At 65.2% G+C, this 16354-nt stretch carries 18 protein-coding genes; 8 read left to right on the forward strand and 10 right to left on the reverse strand.

Going from position 1 to position 16354, the window contains the following annotated elements:
- Positions 1-45 precede the first annotated feature (45 nt).
- Entirely contained in the window at positions 46-360 is a 315-nt protein-coding gene (locus A5788_RS08440; protein WP_197494503.1) for a hypothetical protein, read from the reverse strand.
- Positions 361-526: 166 nt separating this feature from the next.
- Between A5788_RS08440 and A5788_RS08445 the strand changes: the two genes are divergently transcribed.
- Positions 527-1429: a hypothetical protein gene (locus A5788_RS08445; RefSeq protein WP_231894163.1), complete on the forward strand. Its 903-nt coding sequence runs from the start codon at positions 527-529 to the stop codon at positions 1427-1429.
- 113 nt (positions 1430-1542) lie between these two features.
- On the opposite strand, the gene A5788_RS08450 is transcribed toward A5788_RS08445, so the two are convergent.
- Positions 1543-2424: an SGNH/GDSL hydrolase family protein gene (locus A5788_RS08450; protein WP_064869592.1), complete on the reverse strand. Its 882-nt coding sequence runs from the start codon at positions 2422-2424 to the stop codon at positions 1543-1545.
- A gap of 202 nt (positions 2425-2626) precedes the next feature.
- Here A5788_RS08450 and A5788_RS08455 point away from each other — a divergent pair, with 202 nt between their 5' ends.
- A complete protein-coding gene (locus tag A5788_RS08455) occupies positions 2627-3400 on the forward strand; it encodes a DUF4352 domain-containing protein (RefSeq protein ID WP_064869590.1) in 774 nt (257 codons plus the stop codon).
- A gap of 93 nt (positions 3401-3493) precedes the next feature.
- Here A5788_RS08455 and greA read toward each other — a convergent pair whose 3' ends face one another.
- The 3 genes from greA to A5788_RS08470 form a co-directional block, all read right to left on the reverse strand.
- Entirely contained in the window at positions 3494-3985 is a 492-nt protein-coding gene (gene greA, locus A5788_RS08460) for a transcription elongation factor GreA (RefSeq protein ID WP_049699673.1), read from the reverse strand.
- Between the two features lie 233 nt (positions 3986-4218).
- Complete coding sequence (locus tag A5788_RS08465) at positions 4219-4926, reverse strand: queuosine precursor transporter (protein ID WP_064869615.1); 708 nt, start codon at positions 4924-4926, stop codon at positions 4219-4221.
- A gap of 113 nt (positions 4927-5039) precedes the next feature.
- Complete coding sequence (locus A5788_RS08470; RefSeq protein ID WP_064869588.1) at positions 5040-5513, reverse strand: DUF4307 domain-containing protein; 474 nt, start codon at positions 5511-5513, stop codon at positions 5040-5042.
- A gap of 15 nt (positions 5514-5528) precedes the next feature.
- Here A5788_RS08470 and mca point away from each other — a divergent pair, with 15 nt between their 5' ends.
- From mca to A5788_RS08485, 3 genes are read left to right on the forward strand one after another with little or no spacing between them, the layout of a single operon-like run.
- Positions 5529-6485, forward strand: a complete 957-nt coding sequence (mca, locus tag A5788_RS08475) for a mycothiol conjugate amidase Mca (RefSeq protein ID WP_064869586.1) — start codon at positions 5529-5531, stop codon at positions 6483-6485.
- Positions 6482-6844, forward strand: coding sequence for a hypothetical protein (locus A5788_RS08480; RefSeq protein WP_049699670.1), 363 nt, complete (start codon positions 6482-6484; stop codon positions 6842-6844). Before mca ends, A5788_RS08480 begins: the two co-directional genes overlap by 4 nt.
- 60 nt (positions 6845-6904) lie before the next feature.
- Positions 6905-8917, forward strand: a complete 2013-nt coding sequence (locus A5788_RS08485; protein WP_064869585.1) for a thioredoxin domain-containing protein — start codon at positions 6905-6907, stop codon at positions 8915-8917.
- A gap of 41 nt (positions 8918-8958) precedes the next feature.
- On the opposite strand, the gene A5788_RS08490 is transcribed toward A5788_RS08485, so the two are convergent.
- The 3 genes from A5788_RS08490 to rocD all read right to left on the reverse strand — a co-directional run bounded on the left by A5788_RS08490 (position 8959) and on the right by rocD (position 12532).
- Positions 8959-9774, reverse strand: coding sequence for a patatin-like phospholipase family protein (locus tag A5788_RS08490; RefSeq protein ID WP_082937933.1), 816 nt, complete (start codon positions 9772-9774; stop codon positions 8959-8961).
- Complete coding sequence (locus A5788_RS08495) at positions 9771-10400, reverse strand: histidine phosphatase family protein (protein WP_049699668.1); 630 nt, start codon at positions 10398-10400, stop codon at positions 9771-9773. Before A5788_RS08495 ends, A5788_RS08490 begins: the two co-directional genes overlap by 4 nt.
- 83 nt (positions 10401-10483) lie before the next feature.
- On the reverse strand, positions 10484-12532 hold the full coding sequence (gene rocD / locus A5788_RS24430) for an ornithine--oxo-acid transaminase (protein WP_082937932.1): 2049 nt from the start codon (positions 12530-12532) through the stop codon (positions 10484-10486).
- Between the two features lie 97 nt (positions 12533-12629).
- Between rocD and A5788_RS08505 the strand changes: the two genes are divergently transcribed.
- The 3 genes from A5788_RS08505 to A5788_RS08515 all read left to right on the forward strand — a co-directional run bounded on the left by A5788_RS08505 (position 12630) and on the right by A5788_RS08515 (position 14960).
- Positions 12630-13076 (forward strand): Lrp/AsnC family transcriptional regulator, encoded by a 447-nt coding sequence (locus tag A5788_RS08505; protein ID WP_039993353.1) that lies wholly within the window; start codon positions 12630-12632, stop codon positions 13074-13076.
- 283 nt (positions 13077-13359) lie between these two features.
- Positions 13360-14454, forward strand: coding sequence for a 3-deoxy-7-phosphoheptulonate synthase (locus tag A5788_RS08510; protein ID WP_064869584.1), 1095 nt, complete (start codon positions 13360-13362; stop codon positions 14452-14454).
- Between the two features lie 89 nt (positions 14455-14543).
- The gene (locus A5788_RS08515; RefSeq protein ID WP_064869582.1) at positions 14544-14960 is read left to right on the forward strand and encodes a helix-turn-helix domain-containing protein; all 417 of its coding nucleotides are present in this window, start codon (positions 14544-14546) and stop codon (positions 14958-14960) included.
- Between the two features lie 92 nt (positions 14961-15052).
- On the opposite strand, the gene A5788_RS08520 is transcribed toward A5788_RS08515, so the two are convergent.
- A complete protein-coding gene (locus A5788_RS08520; protein ID WP_049699665.1) occupies positions 15053-15655 on the reverse strand; it encodes a ClpP family protease in 603 nt (200 codons plus the stop codon).
- On the reverse strand, positions 15652-16269 hold the full coding sequence (locus tag A5788_RS08525; RefSeq protein ID WP_064869581.1) for a ClpP family protease: 618 nt from the start codon (positions 16267-16269) through the stop codon (positions 15652-15654). The genes A5788_RS08520 and A5788_RS08525 overlap by 4 nt, the downstream gene beginning before the upstream one ends.
- Between the last annotated feature and the right edge of the window lie 85 nt (positions 16270-16354).

Genomic DNA, 16354 nt, shown 5'->3' on the forward strand with positions numbered 1-16354 from the left:
CCCACCTCACCTAGACCGCAACAGCAAGCACACAAAAATCAGGAGTCACGTTCTTACACAAACATCTTGACAAGCTCCGAGATCGGTCTCGTAGCGGATCACCGCTGCGACGTGCCCGAGACGCTGCTCGACGATCAAGATCGCCTCTGCCAGTTGCGTGGTGTCGTCGACGTCGGCGACCAGCGCGACCGTGTGTCCGTTGTTGCGCAACATGAACGGCACGACGTCGTAGTAGTTGCTGCTGACGACAGCAACCGGCGTGCCCTCGTCGAACAGGGTCTTGGCGTAGTGGGCAACGAGTGCGTCGTCGTCGAGGACGACGAGCGGAACGTCGGGGGTTGGCTGCTTGTGCATCTTCATGGTCCGTCCTCCTTTGGATGGTTGAATGCTCTGACTACACGATGAACCCGCAGGTTAGCGATGGTCTGGGGCCAAGCTGTGGATAACCTGTGGTCCGAAGCGATGTGTGGCTTGCCTGTGGATGGGCGCGGTGACTCCGGTCGTGACCGCGCCTAGCGTGCAGCGCATGGGGAGACGAAATCACAAGTCACGCAAGCCAACTGTCGGCCGCACGCGCAACGGCACCACCGGCAGCGATCGGCATTATCACGCCGCCACCGGGCGACGGCTCAATCAGATCCCGTGGGCGGCGACGGGCATGCCCGACGTTCAGGCCGCGCTCGTCGACGCCTTCCACGGACTCGCCGAGGAGTGGGCGGCGTACATACGTCCGGTCGGCGTGCGGATGCTCCACGCGATAGCGCGATTCGAACAGTACCGAGAGGGACGTCTGGCACTCACCGAGGACGAATGCGCCGATCTCGCCGAGGACTACATCGAGAGCGTCGACCTGTACAAGCTGCTGCGCGGACTCCTCGGCCGCGCCGATACGTCCGTCGAAGTTCTCTCGAGGGTCTCGCCGATCTGGGTGCCCGAGTCGGTCGCCAGCGAGGCGAGGTCTGCGGACGGCGGTGCAAGCATTCGAGTGTTGCCCGAATTGGGCAGCGCGGGGCTCCTCGTCTTCGAGAAGCCTCTGACACGTATGACGGAGGGACCCCTACCCAACGGTGTCATCACGCCGACCGTCGACGTCGATGGTGTGCTGTGGTGGTCGCACGCCGAGTTCGCCGACATCGGGCTCGGTGGAGCGTGCACGAAGGAGGATACGACGACGTGCGGGTCGTTCGAGGTGCAGCCGCTGACCCGCAGTCGCGACCTGCAGCCACTGCGCGGCGAGGCATGGCGACTGTCGCTGCTGACCGAGGTGGCCAACTACAGCGTCGAACCGTGCGACGACATGTCGGACGCGCCGTCGGGCACACCGCTCTTCCAGATGCTCGACCGCTTGGGAGTTATGTTGGGGCGCAGCGACATTCACGTAGGTGACGAGTCGGGAGCGCTCACCATCCGCCGCGACGACGCGGCGTGAGTCCGAGTGCGACGTGGAGTAGACCTAGATGTGGACCTAATCGAAGGAGTTGGGTGCTGCAGCACCCAACTCCTTCGATACGACACACATGTTCGTGGTAGATGCCGGGCTGGTTACCGCGCGAGGCCGAGCGTCCGGCTGACGATGCCCGCCATCTCGCGCTCGCCAAGCGCGTTGGGATGCACGGGGATCGGCTGGACGGTGCCGAAGATCGGTTCAACCCAGCGCACGCCCACCGGCTTGCAACCATCGTGGCCGATCGACGGTGTGGTGGCGTCGACGAAGGTCACCCCGGTTGTCGTGGCCGCGCGCTTCACGGCGTCGTTGAGTGCGGTCTGGATTCCGTGCGCATAAGGCAGATCGCCGGCGGCGACAGGCAGATTGGGGCACGCCTGCGCGGTCGCGGGCATGATGAGCGGGTAGCTGACGATCGCGACGCGGGCCCTGGGCGACTTCGCGCGAATTGCCTTGAGCGCGTGCACGATCTTCGGGTAGGTCGCGGTCTGGATCTCGCGTGTCACCGACGAGCCGTACTGGTCTTTGCACGGCGTGCCGCGGAAACCTGTGGCGACTCCTGCTGCGACACACTTCGCGACGGTGCCGGCGAAGACGTTGCCGTCGTTGCCTCCGATCATCAGGGTGACCAGTTGTGTGGTGGGCCGTAGGGCGCGCAATTGTGGTGCGACGTCAGGGTATTGGCGAGTGAAGAAGTCTTTGGTCTGTGCGCCACCGCAACTGACGTCCTTGAGTGAGAAGCCATTGCGGCGTGCGATCACGTGTGAGAAGTTGTTGCTCGACTGCGTGCAACTGCCGGGTTTGTCCGGCGCGGTGGGGGATACACCGGAACCCGCGGAGTAGCTGTCTCCGAGGTTGACGTACGCGAGCGGCGCGGGGGCGGCGTCGGCGAGTGTGGGTGTCGAAACCGAGGTCAGCAGTCCGACGGCCACGGCAGCGGCGACGACCCCGACTCGGCGCAGAGTGATGCGCGTTTTCATTCCTGAGTCTTAGCATCGCGAAACACCCGCGCGAGACGTTTTGGTCAAACACGTCTCAGATAGGGTACGAGCTTGCGGTTGCTCCGCGGAGCACTCGGATTCACCCGTTCAGACGACGCACTACACGGCCGTTTTTGTCGGAGTCGATCCATAGAGTCCCCTTCGTCGCCGAACGTACGGCGTCGCGAACGAAGGAAGACCAATGACGAACCCTCCGAATGCGCCCCAGTCGGGCGCGCCCCAGTCGAATGCGCCCCAGTCCGGTGTGCCCCAGTCGGGCGCGCCCCAGTACGCGTACCCGCAGACCGGTGCCGGGCAGTTTGCCGGAGCACCGAACACGGTGCCGCAGTACGGCTTTCCGCCTCAGGGCCCCGGCGGCCAGCCGGTCAATCAGCCGCCCAAGAAGCGGCGCAAGTGGCCGTGGATTCTCGGTGCGCTGGTGGTGTTGATCGTGATCATCGTTGCGGTGTCGGGGGGCGGGTCGGACTCGGATTCGTCGTCGAACTCGACGTCGGCAGGGTCGTCGCAGCAGGGTGCCGAACAGAAGAACGCTGGTGCGGAAAAGGACAGCGGCGCAGCAGGACTCAATACTCCTGTGCGCGACGGCAAGTTCGAGTTTGTCGTGACGGGAGTGGAGAAGGGTCTGTCGAGTGTCGGCGACAATCCCTATCTGACCGAGCAGGCGCAGGGGCAGTTCGTGGTTGTCTCGATGACGGTGCAGAACACGAGCAAGGAGCCGCAGAGCTTCTCGCCGTCGGATCAGAAGCTCGTCGACGACCAGGGTCGCAGTTTTGAACCCAGCACCTCCGCGCAGATCGCCCTCGGCGGCTCCGACATTCCGGTGTGGGACAACATCAATCCGGGCAACACCGTCGATGCCAAGGTCGTCTTCGACATGCCGAAGGATGCGACGCCGACGACCATCGAGCTGCACGACTCGATGTTCTCGGGTGGCGTGAAGGTGCGTCTGAACTGATCACCTCGCGGTGAGATACGACGAAAGGTTGCTGTGGGCTGCGGAATCCGCAACCCGCAGCAACCTTTCAGCCTGCTGTGGTCCCGTAGGGGGTCAGCTGTGGTACGGCTCGGCCTTGACGAGCGTCACCTTCACCACCGAGCCGTTGGGCACGGTGTATTCGCGGGTGTCGCCGACCTTGGCGTCGATCAGTGCGGAGCCGAGCGGCGAGCTCGGCGAATAGGTCTCGAGCTTGCCTGCCTGTGCCTCTTCGCGGGTGGCGATGAGGAAGGTCTCTTCGTCGCTCTTGTCGCCGTCGTAGTACACGGTGACGACGGAACCGGGCAGTGCGACGCCGGACTGTGTCGGGGCCTCGCCGACCTTCGCGTTGTTGAGCAACTCCTGGAGCTGTCGGATACGGGCTTCCTGCTGGCCCTGCTCCTCGCGGGCGGCGTGGTAGCCGCCGTTCTCCTTGAGGTCGCCCTCTTCGCGACGCTCGTTGATCTCGGCAGCAATGACCGGACGGTTGGCGATCAGAGAGTCGAGCTCGCTCTTGAGGCGGTCGTGCGACTCCTGGGTCAGCCAGGTCACCTGGGTGTCGGTCATCGGTCACTCCTTTGTGTTGTCCGCTCCCCGGCAATGTCTGAACCGGGGCACTGTCCCGAATCGGGACACATGGACTGCTGTAAATGCTTGGTTTGCCCACATGCTTCATGCGCGCACGTGCTTGGTTATGTCACACGCGGTAGCACGTGTGGGCCTGCTCTAAATGCAGCAACACGACCCCTCTCGGAGCCGTGTATTCAGTCAGGATACCAAATCCAGACGGATGTGGCACATCACACGTCGGTCGTGTTGACCTCGGCGAGGGCCTGCTGGTAGCTGGGTTCAGATCGTTTCAGCCATGCGACGACACCGTAGGTGATCGGCATGACGAGGATTTCGACGAGCGTTTTCCAAATGAATCCGACGGCGGTGTAATTGATGAAGTCGCCCCACGTCGAAATTCCCAGGGCGGATGCGGCAATCGAACAGAACACGAGTGTGTCGGCGAATTCTCCGACCACGGTTGAGCCGAGTAGCCGTGCCCACAGTCGCTTTTCGCCCGCGCGTTGCTTCATCTTGACGAGCACGAACGAGTTGAGGAACTCGCCTGCGAGGTAGCCGGCCAACCCGGCGAGTAAGAACTGCGGCACCACTCCGGCTACGCGTGTGAACGCTTCTTGGCCGTCGTAGAAGTCGGCAGCGGGCAGGTGGATGGTCGCCCAGAAACACAGTGACGCCAAGAGGAGGACGGCGAAGCCCGCGAGGATCGTCCGGCGCATCGCCTTGAATCCGTAGACCTCGCTGATCACGTCGCCCAGGACGTATGCCAACGGAAAGAGGTAAAAAGCGCCGTCGGTGACCAGGCCGTTCATGTGGATGGGGCCGACGTCGAGGTGGAGCCAACTGTCGAACAACACGACACCCTTGGTGCCGGTGATGTTGCTGATGAGCATGACGCCGATGAACAGCGCCACCAATGCGGGGAAATACGGGCTGCTCAGGCGGGCGAAGACCGCCTTGTCCGGTCTTCCCCTCTTGTCGTGTTTACCCGGCGCGTCGCGTACGCCGCGGTCACCGTCTGGGGTGGCCGACGTCGGCGCGGGACGCTCTTCTGTCACGACGCGGAGGAGGTCAGGTATGCGGGTACGTCGGTGCTGCAGCCGAAGACCTCACCGATGACCGGCGGCCCGGACGTCTTGATGACGGTGCGCAGTCCCTGCTGCTGGGTGCCCGGCGGTACGAGAACCTCACGACGCCCCGCCTCCGAGCCGTCCTTGACCCTGGCGCGGACAACGCATGCCACCGGCTGGGTCGGGTCCTTGCGGGTCACCGTGTACAGCACGGCGACCGATGAGTCGTCGAGGATCTCGTAGCCGGTCGCCTGTCCGCTGACATCGGGATCGGCGAACTTGTTGTAGCCGATTGCGGCCAGGATCACACCGAGGACCACAACCGTGACTGCCGATGCGATGAACCACAGGCGCCGACTCCGGGCCGACTGTGCGACGGGATAGGTGGCACGCGGTCCGCTACGCGGTTGTTTGTGCAGGTCGGGTTCCTGCGGCGTGCCCCCGTCTGAACTGTTCACGGGTCAATACCTACCATGAGAGGAGTACGTATCCGAAGGCGAGGAACCGTGACCGAATCGCGCACGCAGGGTGGCTACCGTCTGATGGCAGTGCATGCCCATCCCGACGACGAGTCGAGCAAGGGCGCGGCCACATCGGCCAAATACGCCGCGGAGGGCAACGAAGTCCTCATCGTGACCCTCACCGGTGGCGAACGCGGCGACATCTTGAACCCGGCGATGGATCGTCCCGGGATCAAGGAGCGGATGACCGAGGTCCGCAAAGAGGAGATGGCGAAAGCTGCCGCTGCGCTCGGCGTCGAGCAGACGTGGCTCGGCTACGTCGACTCAGGCCTGCCGGAAGGCGACCCGTTGCCTCCGCTGCCGGAGGGCTCGTTTGCGACGTTGCCGGTCGAGGTGCCGACGGAGAAGCTGGTTGAGCTGGTCCGCGAGTTCCGCCCGCACGTGATGATCACCTACGACGAGCACGGTGGATATCCCCATCCCGACCACATCATGTGCCACAAGGTGTCGGTGGCGGCGTTCGAGGCCGCGGGCGACCCGGCGGCTTTCCCCGACGCGGGCGAGCCGTGGACGGTGTCGAAGCTGTATTACACGCACGGATTCATCCGGGACCGCATGGTGCTGTTCTCCGAGGAGTTCGAGAAGAGCGGCCAGGAGAGTCCATTTGCCGAGTGGCTCTCCAAGTGGGATCCCAGTCGCGGCGATCTCATGGGACGCGTGACCACCCAGGTCGAATGCGCGGAGTACTTCCCGCAGCGCGACGACGCACTGCGTGCGCACGCGACACAGATTGATCCCAACGGCATGTTCTTCGCGGTCCCGCTCGAGTGGCAGCAGCGACTCTGGCCCACCGAGGAGTACGAGTTGGCGCAGACGCGGGTGACCACCGCGATTCCGGAAACAGACCTGTTCACAGGTGTATCGCTCGACGACGAAGCCGTCGGGGTTGGGGAGCAGGCGACGTCATGACGTTCTCGACAATCGCGGTGTTGGCCGCACAGCAACCTCAGGGACCCGAGTTCGGCAAGGCCTCGCCGATCGGTCTGCTGGTGATCGTGGTGCTGCTCATTGGCACCGCCTTGCTGATCCGCTCGATGAACAAGCAACTCCGCAAGCTGCCGAAGTCGTTCGACGCCAACCATCCCGAAGCCGACCAGGCCTTCGACGAGGGCACCGACGCGGCCGGTGCTGGTGTTGCGGATAGCGACTCCGAGCGAGCCGCACAGGCAGAAGGCCGCGCCACGGCGACGGGAACCGGAAACGGGGTCTCGGTCAGCGCCGACACCACCGCCGACCCCGCGGTGCGACGGGACTCCGGCGGCACCTGACCTCGTAGTTCGACCGGTAGCAGGGACCCCAAACGACTCTCGCGACGGAGCGGATCGGATATGCCGAATCAACTGAGCGAATCGTCGAGCCCCTACCTCCGGCAGCACGCTGACAATCCCGTCGACTGGCGTGAGTGGTCCGACGCCGCGCTCGAGGAGTCGGTTCGGCGCGACGTCCCGGTATTGCTCTCGGTGGGTTATGCGGCATGCCACTGGTGTCACGTGATGGCGCACGAGTCCTTCGAGGACGCAGACACCGCCGCGCAGATGAACCGCGACTTCGTCTGCATCAAGGTCGACCGCGAAGAACGTCCGGACATCGACGCGATCTATATGAACGCGACGGTCGCGATGACTCGCCAGGGCGGCTGGCCGATGACGTGCTTTCTCGCCCCGTCTGGTGAGCCCTTCTATTGCGGCACGTACTTTCCCGACACCCCTCGCGGCGGAATGCCGTCGTTCCGGCAGATCCTCTCAGCTGTGACGCAGGCGTGGACGACGCGGCGCAGCGAGATCGAGTCGATGGGTTCACGTGTCCGAGAAGCCTTGTCCGACGCCGCGTCCGCACTTCCGGCGGGTGGTGTCGACGTCGATGAACGGCTCCTCGACTACGCGGTCACCACCGTGCTCGGCGACGAGGACCGGGTCTCGGGTGGATTCGGTGGGGCGCCGAAGTTTCCACCGTCCGCGTTGCTCGAAGGTCTGCTGCGGCACTACGAGCGGTCAGCCGACGCCGCGCCTCTGCAAGCCGTGATGCGCACAACCGATGCGATGGCCCGTGGTGGAATCTACGACCAACTCGGCGGTGGCTTCTCGCGGTATGCGGTCGACAACGACTGGGTGGTACCGCATTTCGAGAAGATGCTCTACGACAACGCCCAGTTGCTGCGCGTGTACGGACATCTCGCGAGAATCGTCGACGACCCGCTGCCCGGCCGGATCGCCGAGGAGATCGTCGACTTCCTGCGTCGGGATCTGCGTGTCGTCGGCGGGTTCGCCTCGTCGCTCGACGCCGATGCCGCAGGCGTCGAGGGCTCGACCTACGTGTGGACTCCCGCCCAGTTGCGCGAGGTTCTCGGTGACGAGGACGGCGAGTGGGCCGCAGCGCTTTTCGGCGTCACAGAGGCGGGAACCTTCGAGCACGGTGCGTCGACGCTGCAGCTGCGCACCGACCCTGAAGACACCGACAGGTACGCGGACGTCAGGCGTCGACTCCTCACTGCGCGGGCGTCGCGCCCGCAACCCCCGCGCGACGACAAGGTGGTGACGGGGTGGAATGCCATGGCGGTCACCGCACTCGCCGAGGCCGGCGCGGCTCTGGATCATCCCGACTGGGTGGAACTGGCCGTCGAGGTCTTGACCGAGCTCGTCGACACTCATCTCGTCGACGGACAACTGCGGCGCTCATCTCTCGGCGGAGTTGTCGGTGTGCCGGTGGCCGCACTCGACGACCACGCTGCACTGGTCACCGCGATGCTGACCGTCTACCAGGTCACGGGCGAAACGAGTTGGTGTGAAAAGGGTTTGGCGTTGCTCGACTCGACGATCGAGACGTTCGCCGACCCCGACGAGGCGGGAGCCTGGTTCGACGCCGCGCAGGGAACACTCATCGCGCGGCCCCGGGATCCGGCAGACGGTGCGACACCGTCGGGTGCCTCGCTCGTGGCCGAGGCCGCGCTCATCGCGTCGGCCCTCGCGCGGATGGGTCCCGCGACCCGTTACGCGAGCATCGTCGACGAGACGTTGACGCGTGGCAGCGTGCTCTTGGCCAAAGTGCCCCGTTCAGCGGGGCACTGGCTTGCCGTTGCCGAGGCGCGCCAGGATGGGCCGATCCAGGTCGCGATCGCCGAAGACTCCCGCAGCGCAGGCGAATTGGCCACGGCGGCACGACGACTCGCGCCCGGTGGAGCGATCGTCGTATCGGGTGCGCGCGACTCGCAGCCCCTGCTCGACGGCCGCGGGCCGGTCAAGGGCCACGACGCCGCTTACGTCTGCCGCGGCACGGTGTGCGACCTCCCGGTGGTCGACGCGGACGATCTGGCCGCTTCGCTGGCCAGATCAGCGGCGACCTGACGATTCGTGTACGCGGCGACTGTCCGAGCGAGCGGACACGTTCAGCGCAGCAGTGAGAGTGCCTCGAGCCCGTCGTCGTAGCCGAGAACCGATGCCAGGCCGCGGATGTCGGGATCGAAGGGGTTGTCGCCGGAGCGGCTCAGCGTGGTGGGCGACGGCGAAATGACTGTGGCCCTCTCCAGAACCGCTGCGATATCGGGCCGAGCCATCGCCGGATCGTCGACCATCGGCGCGAGAACGACGACGCGCTCGACGTCCTCGGCGAGGTGTGCGTTGGTGGGGCTCAACGAGCCGCCGTCGACGTAGGTCGCCCCGTCGATGGTGACCGTCGGCCAGATTCCGGGTACCGCGCAGCTCGCGGTCACCGCATCGACGAGATCGACGCCCGAGTCCGACCCGAAGACCACGAGTCGGCCATCGGATCGTAGTGCCGTGACCCGCAAGGCGATTGGCCAGGTCGTTCCGGACAATCTCGACTCGACGGCGTCACGGCGTGCGTGAGGATCGGCCGTCGACAGCGCATCCGACAATGCGACAAAACGTTGCGCGCGTTCGGGATCGGGCGCGGTTGATGCGGCGATAGACGCGAAGGCCTGCATCGGTGCGGCCAGATCGCCCGTCGGCGTCAGCTCCGCGTTGCGGCGCGACTTACGCGTCATGGACTCGAAAAGAGTGGATGCCGAGCCGGATTGGAGCACGGCAGCCCCAGTCGCCGAACCTGCCGACGTTCCGATGACGACGTCGGCGTCGGCCGCGACCAGAGCGCTGGATTCCTCGAGCGCGGCCAGAACACCTGTCATCCAACCGATGCCGAGCAGGCCACCACCACCGAGTACCAGCGCCGTCGATGGGGTCACAGGGAGCCGGTGCGCGGGCGTGCGCCTTCGGGTCCGCGTAGCTCGACGAGCCGTCGATCACCCGCGTGATCGCTCAACAGTGCGCTGCCCGCCGGGCGCAGGTCGATGTTGGCGCCCTGGCTGATCGGCCACCCGAGAAATCGGCAGATGAACGACCGCGAGAAGTGTCCGTGCGAGACCACGATGACGTCGGACTTCTCGAAACGCTCCTCGACGTGGTCGACGGCGGCGTCGACACGCGTTGTCATGTCGGAGACGGACTCGCCGTTGCGGCCGCCGCCGGTCCAGATCGTCCAGTCGGGGTCGTAGCGCTCGTGGATCTGAGCGCGGGTCAGGCCCTCGTAGTCGCCGTAGTCCCACTCGGCGAACAGCTCGCTGGTCTCGTCGACGTGCAGTCCGGCGAGCTGTGCGGTGCGCTGGGCGCGTTTCCGGGGCGACGCCATGACCCACGGATCGGTGAGTCCCGAGCGGTTCTCGATCCCTTTCAGCGCTCGCGCGTCCTCCTCGCCCTTCGGGGTCAGATCGATGTCGGTGCGGCCGGTGTGCCGGTCTGTCAGCGACCATTCGGTCTGTCCGTGGCGGATGAGGAGCACGTGGTGGGTGGCGTCGTGCCGAGGGTCGGTCATGTTTCCGATGCTAGTGGCGTCCTCGAAGTGACCGCAGTAATTCTGTGTGCATGTCGCTGCGATCGGTGCGTGACGAGCAGCGCTCAGCTGCTCAGCGCGTCCGCGAATCGGTCGACGAGCCAGTCGATCTCGTCGTGCGTGACGACGATCGGTGGTGCGAGGCGGATCGTCGAACCGTGGGTGTCCTTGGCGAGTACGCCGCGTGCGGCGAGACGCAGGCAGAGTTCTTTGCCTGTGCCGAGGTCCGGGTCGATGTCGATGCCTGCCCACAGTCCTTTGCCGCGGACGGCGATGACGCCGTGTCCGACGAGTTCGCGCAGGCGGGCGTGGAGGTGTTCGCCGAGTTCGGCTGCGCGTGCCTGCCAGGTGCCCTCGGCGAGCATGCGGACAACGGTGTGCCCGACGGCAGCCGCGAGAGGGTTTCCACCGAACGTCGAGCCGTGCTGTCCGGGGTGGAGCACTCCGAGCACATCTCGGTCGGCAACCACGGCCGACACCGGGAGTACACCTCCGCCGAGTGCCTTGCCGAGTGTGTAGACGTCGGGCACCACGCCCCAGTGCTCACATGCGAACGTCGTGCCGGTCCGACCGAGACCCGACTGGATTTCGTCGGCGATCATCAGCACGTTGTTCTCGGTGCAGAGTCGACGGACCTCGGGCAGGTAGTCGTCGGGCGGGACGATGATGCCGGCCTCGCCCTGGATCGGTTCGATCAGCACGGCGACCGTGGTGTCGTCGATGGCGTCGGCAAGCGCGGCGGCGTCACCGAACGGCACACGCGTGAAACCCGGTGTGAATGGCCCGAATCCGCCGCGCGCGTCCTCGTCGTCGCTGAAACTCACGATGCTGATCGTGCGGCCGTGGAAGTTGCCGCCCGCCACGATGACCGTCGCGTGTCCCGGTGCAACGCCTTTCACGTCGTATCCCCACTTGCGGGCCACCTTGAGTGCAGATTCGACGGCCTCGGCGCCGGTGTTCATCGGAAGCACCATCTCCTTGCCGCACAGTTCGGCGAGCGCCGCGCAGAACGGTTCGAGTGCGTCGGAGCCGAACGCGCGACTGGTGAGCGTGACGCGATCGAGTTGTGCCTTTGCGGCCGCGACGATCTCGGGGTTGCGGTGGCCGAAGTTGACCGCGGAGTAGGCGCCGAGCGCGTCGAGGTAACGCCTGCCGTCGACGTCGGTGATCCACGCTCCCTCAGCGGTCGCCGCAGTGACCGGCAGCGGTGAATAGTTGTGTGCCACATGGGGTTCGACAAGCGTGTGCATGGTGTTCTCGTCCGACGTCGCTGGTAGCCGCAATTCTAGCGTGCAGCATTTGACGCCACCGCCGCCTTTGAGGAGTTCGGAGAGGTCGACGGTGATCGGTAGGTAGCCTGCGTCGCGCAGGCGTGACTCCAATCCCGGTGCGGCATCGGTCATCACCACGTGGCGACCGTCGGAAACGAGGTTCAGTCCGAGGACGACGGCGTCGGATTCGGTGGCGATGATCGCGTCGGGATAGAGGTCGGCTAGTACGGCGCGCGACGCGGGTGAGAAGGCGTCGGGGAAGTAGGCGATCGTGTCGTCGTCGAGCACGCCGAGTGCTGTGTCGAGGTGGTAGAAGCGCGGATCGATCAGTTCGAGACCGACAACCGGAAGTCCCGTGATCGAAGCGACTTCGGCGTGAGTGTCGGGGTGTGTGCGAAACCCGGTTCCCGCCAGGATGCGTCGACCGACGAGGAGGAAGTCGCCTTCGCCCTCCTGCACGCCGACGGTCTCATGCACAGCGTCGGCGCCGCAGGTGTGTAACCATGCCGTGTAGTGCTCGCCTTCCGGCGCGCGCTCGGGGTGCAGGAACCGTGCTGCCACGGCCTTTCCGTCGACGACGAGTCCGCCGTTGGCGGCATAGACCATGTCGGGCAGACCTGGTTGGGCGTCGACGAGTGCGACGGAGTGGCCGAGGGATCGGTAGATGTCACGCAGCGACTCCCATTGCGCCATGGCTAGTTCTGCGTCGACGGGGACGGACGGGTCCATCCACGGGTTGATCGAGTAGGTGACCGTGTAGTGGGAAGGAGGGGTCATCGCATAGGTGCGGGTACGTGGGGTGCGTTCGGTGGGCGCAGTCAACCGTGGACTCGTCAGCGTCATAATTCGACGGTATCGTCAGCGTGCAGCGCAAACAATCGACGAGAATTGCGCATTTGATTAATTTATCTCGATTCACGGGTGGCAAAGGGTGGAAAAGTTGCGTCAGATCGACGAACTCGACGAGAAGGTGCTCGAATGTCTGGCTCGCGATGCGCGGGCGACGTACGCACAGATCGGCGACGAGGTAGGTCTGTCGGCACCCGCGGTCAAACGTCGGGTCGATCGGCTTGTCGACGAGGGCGTGATCAAAGGGTTCACCACCGTGATCGATTCGACGGCGATGCAGTGGACCACCGAGGCTTACGTACAGGTCTTCTGCCGTGGCAACATCTCGCCGGAGGAGCTGGCCGCCGCGTGGGAGCCGATACACGAGGTGGTCAGCGCCGCGACGATCACGGGTCAGGCCGATGCGATCCTGCGTGTCATGGCCCGCGATGTGCACCATCTCGAGCACGCACTCGAGCGCATCCGGCAGGCGGGTCCGGTCGACCGGAGTGAGTCGATCATCGTGTTGAGCCAGCTGATCGACAGGGGGCATCCGTGAGTCGGGGAGGGTTCTTGAGCAGGGACTCTTCGACCATGCTGAGTAGCCGTGCTAACCTCACGAACGTGACCAGCAACGTACGCGCCTATTGGCGATTCTTTATCGAGGCTCCGGGTGAGCCTGCGATGAAGCGCTGAATCTGCGTCGCACGTCAACAAACCCGGAGCCCGAGCAGTGACCGAAAAGGTCGCTGCTTTTCTCATGTCAGGGGCCTCCGATGACAAAGCAAGCGGGTGTCCCAGTCGCAGAAGACAGGCCACCACCCGCGAAAGGCAACACAGAAGTGACCACCCTCCCGGATCTCGCCACCACGGCCGCTCACGAGGCCGAATCGACCTCCACCTCCGATCGGCGCGTCAGATCCTTCCGGTCCATCCCGTCGCCGGACACCATCCGCGCCGAATTGCCGCTGACGTCCCGTCGAGCGCTTCGGGTCCAGGCCGACCGCGACGAGATCGCCGCGATCCTTGCCGGCCAGGACGACCGTCTGCTCGTGGTCGTCGGGCCATGCTCGGTGCACGACCCGATCGCCGCGCTCGACTACGCACGACGCCTTGCACCGCTTGCCGACGACTACGCCGACCGCCTGAAGATCGTCATGCGCGTCTACTTCGAGAAGCCGCGCACCACGGTCGGGTGGAAGGGACTCATCAACGATCCCGGCATGGACGGCACCTTCGACGTCGAGCGCGGTCTGCGTACGGCACGGTCGCTGCTGCTCGACATCATCGACCTCGGCCTCCCGGTCGGATGTGAGTTCCTCGAGCCGACGAGTCCGCAGTACATCGCCGACGCCGTCGCGTGGGGTGCCATCGGAGCACGGACAACGGAATCGCAGGTGCACCGCCAGCTCGCATCCGGTCTGTCGATGCCGATCGGATTCAAGAACGGCACCGACGGCAACGTCCAGGTCGCCATCGACGGAGTGAATGCCGCCGCCGCTCAACACGTGTTCTTCGGTGTCGACGACTTCGGTCACGGCGCGCTCGTCGAGTCGGCGGGCAACGAGGACTGCCACATCATCCTGCGTGGTGGCACAACCGGCCCCAACTTCGACGACGAGTCCGTCGCATCCGCGGTCGCCGCACTCGACAAGGCAGGCCTGCCCGCACGGGTCATGATCGACTGCAGCCACGCCAACTCCGGCAAGGACCACATCCGTCAGGCGCAGGTCGCCGCCGAGATCGCGGCGTCGATCCGGACACGTCGCGCCGCGGGACACACTCCGTTGATCAGTGGCGTGATGCTTGAGAGCTTCCTCGAAGCCGGTGCGCAGTCGCCCGACGCCCAGCCGCTCGTGTACGGCAAGTCGGTCACCGACAAGTGCATGGACTGGGAGTCGAGCGCGCGCGTGCTCGCCGACCTCGCGCGTAGCTGACGGGCAGGGTCGCGGTCTGCTGTTGTTGCCGTTCTGCCCAGAGCAGAAGGGACGGCTGCCCGCAGCAGTGGTGACCTACGCTCGACTGCATGGCATCGAGGTACGACTCGCACACCCAGCCGTCACCGGAACCGCTCTGGCGTGAGGTCACCGGGCGCGTGCTGCGTCGACACCGCCACGAGCGCGGCGAGCGACTCGTCGAGACCGCGCGCCGAGCGGGCGTCTCGAGCCAGTATCTGTCCGAGATCGAGCGTGGCCGCAAGGACGCCTCCTCGGAGTTGCTTGCGGCAGTAGCCGGGGCGCTCGAACTCAGCCTGCTCGATCTCGCTCGCGAGGTTGCCGCCGAACTCGCGCGCGTCGAGAGTGTCGTCGGTGCGGCACGCGGGGCAGGCGCGGCGACCCGCCCCGTCACGCTGCGTTCGATCCCCGCCGGTTCGACCCCTACCGCAACGCAACCGATCATGCCGCTCTCGCGCATGCGCGGCCCGGTCGCGCTGGCCGCGTGACCGGCGTCGGCCGACCGGGCGCTTAATACCGTCGACTGGGCGCTCAATACCGTCGAGAGTGCACCCCGTCGCGTCGAGAGCGCGCCCGACGATCACCGAACCGTTCTGGCCCTGGCGTCGATGACCTGATCGGCGAGCCCGTACTCGACGATCTCCTCGGCCCGCAGCACACGGTCCCGGTCGGTGTCGTGACGCAGCGTCTCGATGTCGCGCCCGGTGTGCCGACTCAGTGCCTGTTCTATTTCCTCACGTATCCGCAGGATCTCCTCGGCGGCGAGGATCAGATCTGGGATCGTGCCACGGCCCTGACCCGACGGCTGGTGTAGCAGGACCCTGGCATGGGGGAGTACCGACCTCTGGCCAGGTGTGCCTGCGGCCAGCAGTAGTGCCGTCGACGAGAGTGCCTGTCCCACACAGGTGGTGGCGATCGGCGCGTGGCAGTACTGCATGGTGTCGTAGAGCGCGAAGGTTGCCGTCACCGATGCGCCCGGAGAGTTGATGTACAGCTCTATCGGGATGTCGGGATTCTCGGAGTCTAGGTGCAGGATCTGCGCGATGAGCGCATTGGCGACGCCGTCGTCGAGTTCGGTTCCGAGGTAAAGGATTCGGTCGTCGAGCAGCCTGCTGTAGACATCCATGACCCGTTCGCCCTGCGGGGTACGAGTGATGACGTTGGGAATGGTGTACGTACTCATGCGTGGCTCACCGCGAAACCTGTTGCGGCAGGCGATAACGGCCGGATCTGTGCGATGTCGGTGACGATGTGGTCGACGAATCCGTAGTCGACCGATTCGGAGGCGGTGAAGACGTGATCGCGCAGCGAATCGTCGAAGATCGTCTCGCGGGTCTGTCCGGTCTGCTCGGCGATGATCGTCAGCACGGTATCGCGGACGTGGCGCAGGTCGTCGGCCTGCAGTTCGATGTCGGGTGCGTAGCCGCCGATGCCCGCAGATCCCTGGTGCAGCAGGACTTTGGCATGCTGCGTGATGAACCGTTTGCCCCGGGTGCCGTTGCACAGCAGGAATTGTCCTGCACTGTAGGCCATTCCGAGGTTGACGGTGATCACATCGTTGGGAATCAGACGCATGATGTCGGTGATCGCGAGCATCGCGGGCACCGACCCGCCTGGCGAGTTGATCCAGAGAGCGATGTCGGCGACAGGATCGTCGTCGGAGAGCATGACGAGTTGCGAGCACAGTTGCGTGCCGATCTCGTCGTCGAGCGCGGAGTCGAGTGTCAGGATGCGTTGCCCGAAAAGGCTTTCCGCGGTGCGCTTGCGGAGTGGCAGTGGTCGTTGTTCATCGGTCATGCACCGATCGTCGGTGGTAGACCGACATCGGTCACGTCGGTTCCGCTCAGAGCGGCACGATTCCGCACAGAGCAGAGCAGCCGGG

This window comes from Gordonia sp. 852002-50816_SCH5313054-c (assembly GCF_001665925.1).
Taxonomy (GTDB): domain Bacteria; phylum Actinomycetota; class Actinomycetes; order Mycobacteriales; family Mycobacteriaceae; genus Gordonia; species Gordonia jacobaea.

Excerpts from the sequence above, each read along its gene's own strand:
- A5788_RS08440 (WP_197494503.1), bottom strand. The coding sequence starts at position 360 with ATGAAGATGCACAAGCAGCCAACCCCCGACGTTCCGCTCGTCGTCCTC.
- A5788_RS08445 (WP_231894163.1), top strand. The coding sequence starts at position 527 with ATGGGGAGACGAAATCACAAGTCACGCAAGCCAACTGTCGGCCGCACG.
- A5788_RS08450 (WP_064869592.1), bottom strand. The coding sequence starts at position 2,424 with ATGAAAACGCGCATCACTCTGCGCCGAGTCGGGGTCGTCGCCGCTGCC.
- A5788_RS08455 (WP_064869590.1), top strand. The coding sequence starts at position 2,627 with ATGACGAACCCTCCGAATGCGCCCCAGTCGGGCGCGCCCCAGTCGAAT.
- greA (WP_049699673.1), bottom strand. The coding sequence starts at position 3,985 with ATGACCGACACCCAGGTGACCTGGCTGACCCAGGAGTCGCACGACCGC.
- mca (WP_064869586.1), top strand. The coding sequence starts at position 5,529 with ATGAGAGGAGTACGTATCCGAAGGCGAGGAACCGTGACCGAATCGCGC.
- A5788_RS08480 (WP_049699670.1), top strand. The coding sequence starts at position 6,482 with ATGACGTTCTCGACAATCGCGGTGTTGGCCGCACAGCAACCTCAGGGA.
- A5788_RS08485 (WP_064869585.1), top strand. The coding sequence starts at position 6,905 with ATGCCGAATCAACTGAGCGAATCGTCGAGCCCCTACCTCCGGCAGCAC.
- A5788_RS08495 (WP_049699668.1), bottom strand. The coding sequence starts at position 10,400 with ATGACCGACCCTCGGCACGACGCCACCCACCACGTGCTCCTCATCCGC.
- rocD (WP_082937932.1), bottom strand. The coding sequence starts at position 12,532 with ATGACGCTGACGAGTCCACGGTTGACTGCGCCCACCGAACGCACCCCA.
- A5788_RS08515 (WP_064869582.1), top strand. The coding sequence starts at position 14,544 with ATGGCATCGAGGTACGACTCGCACACCCAGCCGTCACCGGAACCGCTC.
- A5788_RS08520 (WP_049699665.1), bottom strand. The coding sequence starts at position 15,655 with ATGAGTACGTACACCATTCCCAACGTCATCACTCGTACCCCGCAGGGC.
- A5788_RS08525 (WP_064869581.1), bottom strand. The coding sequence starts at position 16,269 with ATGACCGATGAACAACGACCACTGCCACTCCGCAAGCGCACCGCGGAA.